Here is a 9277-nt window from a genome sequence, read left to right as displayed (position 1 = left end):
TTTCGAGAGCGGCGCGTTCATTTCCCGGTCGGTCTTATGCCATCATGGCCCCGCGCGGAAGGGCGGATGAACCGGCCCGCGCGCAGGAAGCGCGAAGGACGATCATGGCCAAGCCTCCCCCGCCCCCAAAAGACACGACCGACAAGCCTGCGCGCAAGGCCGGCCGCCCCACCTCCGCCAAGCCGCGCCCGCCGCGTCAGCCCAAGGAACAGCCGAAGGCCCCGCCCGAGGCGCCGCCTTCGGCCGATGAACCCCAACCCGCCTTCTCCGGCGCCGAGCAGGCCGCGCTCATCGAGACGCTGTCGCTCAATCTGGCCAAGGCGGCGATGATGGCCCAGGGCGCCCTGGCCGAGGCTGCGCTGAACCAGGCGGCCAGGAACGCGGACGGCCCGGCGACGCTGACGCCCGACCCGTTCAATGTCGGTCCGGCCATGACGTCGGTGATGACCAGCCTGGCCGCGCGTCCAGAAAAGCTGTTCCAGGCCCAGGCCGATCTGTTCGGCCGCTACATGGACCTGTGGAGCAGCACGGCGCGTCAGGCGGCGGGCGAGACGCCCGATCCCGCCCCGGCCGACAAGCGATTCAAGGACCCCGCCTGGTCGGAAAACCCGATGTTCGACATGATGCGGCGGTCCTATCTGCTCACGTCGGACTGGATGAACGGCCTGGTCGCGGGGGTCGAGGACGTCGATCCAGCGGTGAAACGCCGCGCCCAGTTTTTCACCCGCCTGCTGACCGACGCCTTTTCGCCGTCGAACTTCCTGGCCTCCAATCCGGTGGCGCTGAAGGCCCTGGCCGAGACCAGCGGCGAATCGCTGGTCAAGGGCATGCAGAACTTCGCCGCCGATCTGGAGCGCGGCGGAGGGTCGTTGCGCATCAGCCAGGCCGATTACGGCAAGTTCGTCGTGGGGGAAAACGTCGCGACGGCGCCGGGCCAGGTCGTCTGGCGTGACGAACTGTTCGAACTGATCCAGTACGCGCCGGCCGGCGAGACGCAGCATGAGGTTCCGCTGCTGATCTTCCCGCCATGGATCAACAAATTCTACATCATGGACCTGCAGCCGGCGAACTCGCTGATCCGCTGGCTGTCGGCCCAGGGGTTCACCGTCTTCGTCTGCTCCTGGGTCAACCCGGATCGCGACAAGGCCGAGTTCGGCTTCGACGACTATCTGGAGAAGGGCGTCTATCGCGCCGTCGAGAAGACGCTGGAACAGGCTGGGACGGATCGGTTGAACGCCGTCGGCTACTGCATCGGCGGCACCCTGCTGGGCGCCGGTCTGGCGCATATGGCAGCCAAGGGCGACACGCGGGTCGCCGCCGCCACCTTCTTCGCCGCGCAACACGACTTCGCCGAGGCGGGCGACCTGCTGCTGTTCACCGACGAACACTGGATCGCCGAGATCGAGCGTCAGATGGATGCGGCGGGCGGCGTCCTGCCCGGCGCAGCGATGGCCGAGACGTTCAACGCCCTGCGGTCCAACGACCTGATCTGGTCCTTTTTCGTCAGCAACTATCTGCTGGGCAAGGATCCGCCGGCCTTCGACCTTCTGTTCTGGAACGCCGATCAGACGCGGATGCCCAAGGCGCTGCACCTGGCCTATCTACGCCAGATGTACGGCGCCAACGCCCTGGCAACAGGCGAGTTCGAGATCGGCGGCCTTATCGCCGACCTGTCGAAGGTGAGAATCCCGCTGTATTTCCAGGCCAGCCGCGAGGACCATATAGCGCCGATGAACTCGGTCTATCGCTCGGCGCGGCTGTTCGGCGGCCCGGACGTGACCTTCACCCTGGCCGGATCGGGCCATATCGCCGGCGTCATCAATGCCCCGGCGGCGCGGAAATATCAGCATTGGACCAACCCCGCCCTGCCCGAGACCCTGGCGGAATGGCAGGCGGGCGCGACGGAGCATCCGGGCAGTTGGTGGGACCATTGGGCGGCGTGGCTGCGCGAACGGTCCGGCGAGCTGATCCCCGCTCGTGATCCAACGAAGGGCCCGCTAAAGCCCATCGAGCCGGCGCCCGGCAGCTATGTGAAAGTGAAGTCTTGAACCGTATCGAACCGAACGCCCTTCTGGCCCTCAGCACGGGCGTCGCCCTGGCGCTTCTGCTCATGACCGCCAGCGTCTTCGGTGAGCCGGGCAATACGCTCAAATACTTGCTGTCAGCCGTGATCTGCGCCGGCGCCTTCGTGCTGCTGAACGGGCGGGTGGCGCACATGATGAAGCGGCCGGCGGTCCAGCCGATGATCCACGCCGACGCGCCCGGCACGGCCGTCTGGTCGGGCCTGTTTCCGCTGATGGTCATCGCCATGGCCTGCGCGCCTGTCTTCTTCGCCGGGCATGACTACGGCCTGCTGGTCATCATCGCATCGGTCATCTTCGGCGCGACGGTGGACTCCGCGTTGCGGGCGCGTCGCCTCTAGGCCGCCGTGAACTTCAGCGCCACACCATTGTTGCAGTAGCGCAAACCCGTTGGGCGTGGCCCATCGGGAAAGACATGTCCTTGGTGCGCCAAGCAGCGTGCACAATGGTATTCGGTGCGCGGAACGCCGATGGCCAGATCGCGCTTCTTGCCGATATTGGTGCCGATCACGTCATAGAAACTGGGCCAGCCGGTGTGGGAATCGAACTTCCACTCCGACCGGAACAGCGCCAGATCACATCCCTTGCACGCAAAGACGCCGCGCGCGTGCTGGTCGTTCAGGGGGCTGGAATAAGGACGTTCGGTCCCCTCGTGCCGCATGACGCGCCAGGAGGCTTCGCCCAGGCGTCGTCGCCAATCCGCATCGGACACCCGACGATAGGGCGAGGCGGCGTACTGCCCCTCCCCGGCTTCGGACGTCGCGGGCGAACAGGCGGAAAGGGCGAGCGCGCCGGCGCCCATCAGAAGGCCCCGGCGATGCTGGATCAGGGACTGGGTCATGTCCCTGATACGACGAACGCCGCCGAATGGTTTCAGGTGCTCAGATCAGGCCCGTCGCCTCGTCCAGGCCCAGCATGATGTTCAGGTTCTGAACCGCCGCGCCCGAGGCGCCTTTGCCCAGATTGTCCAGCAGGGCGACCAGCCGCGCCTGTTCGCCATTGCGATCGCCGAATACATGAAGCCGCAGGCGGTTGGTGCCGTTCAGGCCCTCGGGCTCGATACCGGCCATGGCCTCGGTCTCCTCAAGGTCCGCGACCTCGACGAAACGCTGGCCGTCATAGGCCTCGACCAGGGCGCCGTGCAGCCGTTCGACAGAGGGAGTTTCCGGCAGGGCCGCCAGATGCAGCGGAACCTCGACCAGCATGCCCTGGCGATAGGCGCCGACAGCGGGCGTGAACAGGACGTCGCGGCTCAGACCCGCATGCCGGGTCATCTCGGGCACATGTTTGTGCTTCAGCGTCAGGCCATAGGCGCGATAGGCGGTCGCGGCGCCGGGCGCTTCGAACTCGGCGATCATGGCCTTGCCGCCACCGGAATAGCCCGACACCGCATTGACCGTGACCGGATAGTTGGCCGGAACCAGACCCGCCTTCACCAGCGGCCGCATCAGGCCGATGAAACCGGTCGGATAGCAGCCGGGGTTCGACACGAACTGCGACCGCGCGATCAGCGCGCGCTGCCCCGCATCCATTTCGGGAAAGCCGTAGGCCCAGCCCGGCGCGACCCGATAGGCGGTCGAGGCGTCGATCACCTTCACGGACGGGTTCTCGACCATCGTCACGGCTTCCCTCGCCGCATCGTCGGGCAGGCACAGGATCACGGCGTCTGCACCGTTCAACGCCTCGCGCCGCGCCTCCACATCGCGACGACGCTCGCCCAGCAGGACCAGTTCCAGATCCGGGCGCGCTTCGAGCCGCTCGCGGATCTCAAGCCCCGTGGTGCCGGCTTCGCCGTCGATGAAGATGGTGTGGGTCATCTGTCTCTCCCGTCCCTTCTCCGCTTAAGGAGCAAAGGCGCAAGAAAAAGGGCGCTCCGGGTGTCCCCGAAGCGCCCAAAATCCAAACCGCGTAAACGCGATCAGCGCTTCGAGAACTGGAAGCTGCGGCGAGCCTTGGCGCGGCCGTACTTCTTGCGCTCGACGACGCGGCTGTCGCGGGTCAGGAAGCCGTGCGGCTTCAGGACCTTACGCAGTTCCGGTTCGAAGTGCGTCAGGGCGTGCGACAGGCCGTGGCGGATGGCGCCGGCCTGGCCCGACAGGCCCGAACCCTCGACGGTGCAGATCACGTCATACTGGGTGGCGCGGTCGGCGACGTTCAGCGGCTGGGCCACCATCATCTGCAGGACCGGACGGGCGAAATAGGCGGCCACGTCCTTGCCGTTCACGGTGATCTTGCCGGCGCCGGGCTTCACCCACACGCGGGCGATGGCGTTCTTGCGCTTGCCGGTCGAATAGGCGCGGCCCTGGGCGTCCAGCTTCTGGACATAGACAGGCGCGTCGTTCTCGGCCGACGCCGACAGGCCCTTCAGGGCGTCGAAGCCGGTGGCGGTTTCGGTGTTGGTCACGTCGGTCATGCTCAGACGCTCCGGGTGTTCTTGGGCGACGCCGACTTGAAGTCGATCGTTTCCGGTTGCTGGGCTTCGTGGTCGTGCTGGCTGCCGGCGAACAGGCGCAGGTGCGTCATCTGCTTGCGGGCCAGGGGGCTTTCCTTGGGCAGCATGCGCTCGACGGCCTTCTCGAGGACGCGCTCGGGGAAGCGACCGCCCAGAACCTTTTCCGGGGTCGTCGACTTGACGCCGCCGGGGTGGCCCGTGTGGCGATAGTAGATCTTGTCGGTGTTCTTCTTGCCGGTGAACACCACCTTGTCGACGTTGGTGACGACGACGTAGTCGCCGCAATCGACGTGCGGGGTGTAGTCGCCGCGGTGCTTGCCGCGCAGACGGTTGGCGATAAAGGTCGCGAGACGGCCCACGACGACGCCTTCGGCGTCGATGTGAATCCACTTCTTCTCGACCTCGGCCGGCTTCAACGAAGCCGTGGTGCTCTTCAGCATGAGGGGGTTCCTGGAGACGAAAATCGGGTCCGGCCCCCGAAGGAACCGAATGAAGGCGCGCTGATACCGGAGACGATCGGTCGCGTCAATGCGCAAGCGCGGCGCTTGAGCGCCATAAATATTTGATTTCAAACGGTATTGCCAATAAGGTATCAAAATACCTGACTGAGGAACAGCTATGAACGTTACGAAATAACAGATTTCGTCATCAAACCATGACGTTTTGCCGCCATCCGGGACGCCAAGCCTCTCGGAGCATCCCATGCATCTTCATCGTCGCGGCCTGATCGCCTCCAGCGCCGCCCTCGCCTTCTCGGGCCTGGCCCGCAGCGTTCAGGCGGCCGAGGAGACCTATCTGAACGAGGTCGAGGGTTATGGTCCGCTGAAGCGCGATCCCAACGGCCTGCTGGATTTGCCGGACGGCTTTTCTTACCGCATCGTGTCGCAGGGCGGCGAGACCATGGCGGACGGTCTGCTGGTCCCCGGTCAGTTCGACGGCATGGGCTGTTTCGGGCTGGGCGGGACGCGCGTCGCCCTGGTCCGCAACCACGAACTGAAAGGATCGTCCGCCGCGCACCGCAACTGGGGACCGGGCGGCTATAATCAGCAGCGGATCGGCCTGCTGGATGCGACACGCGCCTATGACACCTATAAGGACGGTCGCCCCCTGCCCGGCGGCACGACCACGGTGATCTATGACCTGGCGACCGGCAGGACCGAGCGCCAGCACCTCAGCCTGGCCGGCACCAGCACCAACTGCTGTGGCGGGCCGACGCCGTGGGGATCGTGGCTGACCTGCGAGGAAACGCAGGAGACGCCCGCCGACGCCGACGTCACCAAGGCCCACGGCTATGTCTTCGAGGTGCCGTCGCGCGCCGGGGGGCTGGTGGATCCCGTTCCCCTGACCGCCATGGGCCGGTTCGACCATGAGGCCGTCTGCGTCGATCCGCGCACCGGCATCGTCTATCTGACCGAGGATAAGCAGGACGGCCTGTTCTATCGTTTCATCCCCGAGACGCCGGGCGAACTGGTCAAGGGCGGCCGGTTGCAAGCCATGGTCGTGCGCGCGCGCCAGGGGGCGGACACCTCCAACCACCAGGATCGGCTGTGGTCGGTCGGCGACTGGCTGGACGTGGACTGGATCGACATGGCCGAGGTCGAAAGCCCCAAGGGCGACCTGCGCCAGCGCGGCCACGCCGACGGCGCCGCCCTGGTCGCGCGGGGCGAAGGCGTCTGGTGGGGCGACGGCGAGCTTTATCTGACCGCCACCTCGGGCGGGCCGATCCAGCGGGGGCAGATCCTGCGCTACGTCCCCTCGCCCGAGGAAGGCCGTGCGGGCGAAGCGCGTCGGCCGGGCCGTCTTCAATTGTTCGTCGAAAGCACGAACGAGAAGACCCTGAACATGGGCGACAACATCACCATCGCGCCCTGGAGCCATCTGATCGTGTGCGAGGACAACTATTCCAGCGACATCAGGAACCACCTGAAGGGGGTGACGCCGGACGGCAAGATCTACACCCTGGGCCGCAATGTGTTTCAGGGAAACTCGGAGTTCGCCGGCGCGGTCTTCTCGCCGGACGGATCGACCCTGTTCGTCAACATCCAGTATCCCGGCATGACCCTGGCCATCACCGGCCCATGGCGCGCGGCCCGGACATGAAGATGCGGGGTTGGGCGCGCAGCACCAGCCACAGGTTCGCCGTCGCCACGGCCAGGACGACGGCGGCCCCGCCCTGGTGCAGCACGCCCAGCCACACCGGCACGGCGTTGATCAGGGTGACGACGCCCAGCAGGGCCTGGGCCCAGATTACGCCGGCCAGGGCGAAGGCGCCGAAACCCATGCCTTCGGCCACGCGCCAGCGCCAGGCCTGGAAGGCATAGACGCTGACGGCGATCAGCAGCCCATAGGCGACCAGTCGGTGATTGAACTGGGTCAGGGCCTGATCGTGCAGCAGGGCCCCCGCCCCCAAACTCCAGTCGGCCGGCGGCAGGACCTGGCCGTTCATCAGCGGCCAGTCCGTATAGACCAGCCCAGCATGGCCGCCCGCGACCAAGGCGCCCAACAGGCATTGCAGGAAGACCAGCCCCAGCAGCAAACCGGCGCCCCGCGCCCAACCGGCGGGCGGGCGGCCGTGATCCTCGCCGTTCCAGGCCTCCAGCCCGGTCCAGATCAGGGCGGCGAACAGAACGAAGGCCAGGCCCAAATGTGTCGCCAACCGCTCGGGCGCGACGCTCACGCGCTCGGACAGGCCGCTGGACACCATCCACCAGCCGATCAGCCCCTGCAGCCCGCCCAGCGCCAGCAGAACCACACAGCGCCAGATCAGCCGATCCGGCATGGCCCATCGACGGAAGACCGAGCGCGGCGGCGCGGCGCGGCACAGCAGGAAGAAGGCCAGCGGCAGGGCGAACACCGCCCCGACCAGCCGCCCGATCAGTCGATGCAGCCATTCCCACCAGAAGATGCCCTGGAACTCGCCCAGGCTCATGCCGGCGTTGATCTGGGCGTATTGGGGAATCTGTTTGTACTTCTCGAACGCCTCGTTCCACTGGGCGTCGTTCAGAGGCGGGATGGCGCCCATGATGGGCTTCCACTCGGTGATCGACAGGCCCGAACCCGTCAGGCGCGTAATGCCGCCGATGACGACCATCAGGAACACGATGACCGCCGTGGCGAACAGCCACGCGGCCACGGCGCGATTGCGATCTGGATTTCCGAAACGGTTCATTCGACGCCCGACGCTGACCCGGATATGCTGTCGCGCTCGACCATGACCAAATCGCGACCGTGGCGGTATGCCCCGGTCTCGACGCAAGATCGAGTCGGATTGAGTTAACGGCGCTGACGCCGCAGGAGATCAGGGTTGCAGTACGCCGATATCGCCGCCGCCATCGCAGGTGGATTGCTTCTGGCCTGGATCGCGGACCTGCTGACCGGGCGTCGCGGATTCGGCGGGACGTCGCTGGTGTCCGGGGTCGGCCTGGTCTGCGGCTGGTTCCTGGCGGTGAGGGTGTTTGCGATCGGGACGATGGACAGCTGGGTCTGGGTGCCCTGGGCCCTGGTCGGATCTGGGGTCTGCCTGGTCGCCTTCTTCCTATTCAGGAACAAGCGCTGATGCCGCCCCGCGCGCGTCGATTCGTCGCCGCGATCGGCGTGCTGGCCTTTCTGGTCTTCTGGGTCTGGAGCCTGATCGCCCTGCGCGGCCTGTTCCCGGCCTCGGCCTGGATCGACTTCATCTTCTTCGGCGTGGGCGGCACGGCGTGGGGCCTGCCGTTGATCCCATTGCTGAAGTGGGCCGAACGCGGCTGAGGCCATATACGGCGATGGGGCCGCCCGCAAGGACGACCCCACCATCATCATTCTGTTTTTCAAGAATGGTCGGAGCGACAGGATTCGAACCTGCGACCCCTTGACCCCCAGTCAAGTGCGCTACCAGGCTGCGCCACGCTCCGAAGGCGCTCCCTATAGACGGGGGACTCGTGGATCGCAAACGCTAAAACGACTTATCCACCTACCGCGCGAGAATGGCGTCCAGCCGGGCCTTCGCCTGCTCCAGATCGGCTAAAAGTCGGTGCAAACCGGAGATTTCAGGTCGCGAATCATGGGCCGGAGCCTGGTCGCTTCGTCCGTCCTCGATCAGATCGGCGGCGTCGGCGCCGACCAGCTTCTTCAGCCCCTGCTCCTTGTGCAGACGCTGGACGCCGCGAATGGTCAGACCGTCGTCGTGCAGCAGCCGCTTGACCGCCTTCAGAACCAGGACGTCCTGCGGTCGATAGAACCGACGCCCGCCGGCGCGTTTGACCGGCGTTACGAACTCGAACTTGGTTTCCCAGAACCGCAGCACATGCTGCGGCGCCCCGACCTCTTCGGCCGCTTCGGAAATGCTGCGAAAGGCGCCGGGGCTCTTGGCCACCGGAATCAGGCCTCGACGACGGCGTCGTGAACCCGGCTTTTCATGATCTGAGAGGCGCGGAAGCTGATGACCCGACGCGGATTGATGGCCGCCGGTTCGCCCGTCTTGGGGTTGCGACCCATTCGGGCGCGCTTTTCGCGAACCTGGAAGACGCCGAAGCCCGACAGTTTCACCGTCTCGCCGCGTTCCAACGATTCGACGATCAGCTCCAGCGTCCGTTCGACCAGGGCCGGGCATTCCTGACGAGACAGACCGACCTCGTCGTGGACGGCCTCGCACAGATCCGCGCGGGTCACAGTCTGTTGGCCGGCCATCATATCCCCCGCTCGCGCGATCAAGTCGTTGTCATAGGGACGCAAGGGCCCCGAAAAATCAATGCCGCCAGGCGAC

The 9277-nt window shown here is 66.2% G+C and carries 12 protein-coding genes and 1 tRNA gene; 5 read left to right on the top strand and 8 right to left on the bottom strand.

What is annotated here, in order from left to right:
• Positions 1 to 104 precede the first annotated feature (104 nt).
• Complete coding sequence (phaC, locus tag RTU05_RS00175; protein WP_312594672.1) at positions 105 to 2048, top strand: class I poly(R)-hydroxyalkanoic acid synthase; 1944 nt, start codon at positions 105 to 107, stop codon at positions 2046 to 2048.
• Positions 2045 to 2422: a hypothetical protein gene (locus RTU05_RS00170; RefSeq protein WP_312594670.1), complete on the top strand. Its 378-nt coding sequence runs from the start codon at positions 2045 to 2047 to the stop codon at positions 2420 to 2422. The genes phaC and RTU05_RS00170 overlap by 4 nt, the downstream gene beginning before the upstream one ends.
• Here the strand turns inward: RTU05_RS00170 and msrB are convergent.
• The 4 genes from msrB to rplM all read right to left on the bottom strand — a co-directional run bounded on the left by msrB (position 2419) and on the right by rplM (position 4973).
• On the bottom strand, positions 2419 to 2922 hold the full coding sequence (msrB, locus tag RTU05_RS00165) for a peptide-methionine (R)-S-oxide reductase MsrB (protein WP_312594668.1): 504 nt from the start codon (positions 2920 to 2922) through the stop codon (positions 2419 to 2421). The genes RTU05_RS00170 and msrB overlap by 4 nt on opposite strands.
• Positions 2923 to 2962: 40 nt before the next feature.
• Positions 2963 to 3898: an N-acetyl-gamma-glutamyl-phosphate reductase gene (argC, locus tag RTU05_RS00160; protein WP_312594666.1), complete on the bottom strand. Its 936-nt coding sequence runs from the start codon at positions 3896 to 3898 to the stop codon at positions 2963 to 2965.
• Positions 3899 to 3999: 101 nt separating this feature from the next.
• The gene (gene rpsI / locus RTU05_RS00155) at positions 4000 to 4494 is read right to left on the bottom strand and encodes a 30S ribosomal protein S9 (RefSeq protein ID WP_292021270.1); all 495 of its coding nucleotides are present in this window, start codon (positions 4492 to 4494) and stop codon (positions 4000 to 4002) included.
• 2 nt (positions 4495 to 4496) lie between these two features.
• Positions 4497 to 4973, bottom strand: a complete 477-nt coding sequence (gene rplM / locus RTU05_RS00150; RefSeq protein WP_054765955.1) for a 50S ribosomal protein L13 — start codon at positions 4971 to 4973, stop codon at positions 4497 to 4499.
• A 262-nt stretch (positions 4974 to 5235) separates the two neighbouring features.
• Between rplM and RTU05_RS00145 the strand changes: the two genes are divergently transcribed.
• Positions 5236 to 6633: an alkaline phosphatase PhoX gene (locus RTU05_RS00145; RefSeq protein ID WP_312594664.1), complete on the top strand. Its 1398-nt coding sequence runs from the start codon at positions 5236 to 5238 to the stop codon at positions 6631 to 6633.
• On the opposite strand, the gene RTU05_RS00140 is transcribed toward RTU05_RS00145, so the two are convergent.
• A complete protein-coding gene (locus RTU05_RS00140) occupies positions 6602 to 7702 on the bottom strand; it encodes a COX15/CtaA family protein (RefSeq protein WP_312594662.1) in 1101 nt (366 codons plus the stop codon). The two genes, RTU05_RS00145 and RTU05_RS00140, sit on opposite strands and share 32 nt — an antisense overlap.
• 135 nt (positions 7703 to 7837) lie before the next feature.
• Between RTU05_RS00140 and RTU05_RS00135 the strand changes: the two genes are divergently transcribed.
• Positions 7838 to 8089 (top strand): transglycosylase, encoded by a 252-nt coding sequence (locus tag RTU05_RS00135; protein WP_248116515.1) that lies wholly within the window; start codon positions 7838 to 7840, stop codon positions 8087 to 8089.
• The gene (locus RTU05_RS00130; protein ID WP_248116517.1) at positions 8089 to 8283 is read left to right on the top strand and encodes a DUF2842 domain-containing protein; all 195 of its coding nucleotides are present in this window, start codon (positions 8089 to 8091) and stop codon (positions 8281 to 8283) included. Before RTU05_RS00135 ends, RTU05_RS00130 begins: the two co-directional genes overlap by 1 nt.
• A gap of 66 nt (positions 8284 to 8349) precedes the next feature.
• Here RTU05_RS00130 and RTU05_RS00125 read toward each other — a convergent pair.
• The 3 genes from RTU05_RS00125 to RTU05_RS00115 form a co-directional block, all read right to left on the bottom strand.
• Positions 8350 to 8426: transfer RNA gene (locus RTU05_RS00125), tRNA-Pro, on the bottom strand.
• Positions 8427 to 8485: 59 nt separating this feature from the next.
• A complete protein-coding gene (locus tag RTU05_RS00120) occupies positions 8486 to 8887 on the bottom strand; it encodes a MerR family transcriptional regulator (RefSeq protein ID WP_312594660.1) in 402 nt (133 codons plus the stop codon).
• 5 nt (positions 8888 to 8892) lie between these two features.
• Positions 8893 to 9201 carry an integration host factor subunit alpha gene (locus RTU05_RS00115; protein ID WP_312594753.1) on the bottom strand — a complete coding sequence of 103 codons (309 nt, stop codon included), beginning with the start codon at positions 9199 to 9201 and terminating at the stop codon, positions 8893 to 8895.
• Positions 9202 to 9277: the final 76 nt, after the last annotated feature.

Source organism: Brevundimonas sp., from assembly GCF_032017145.1.
Classification (GTDB): Bacteria; Pseudomonadota; Alphaproteobacteria; order Caulobacterales; family Caulobacteraceae; genus Brevundimonas.
Note: the sequence above shows the minus strand (reverse complement) of the source record. Positions and strands in the feature narration are given on the sequence as shown.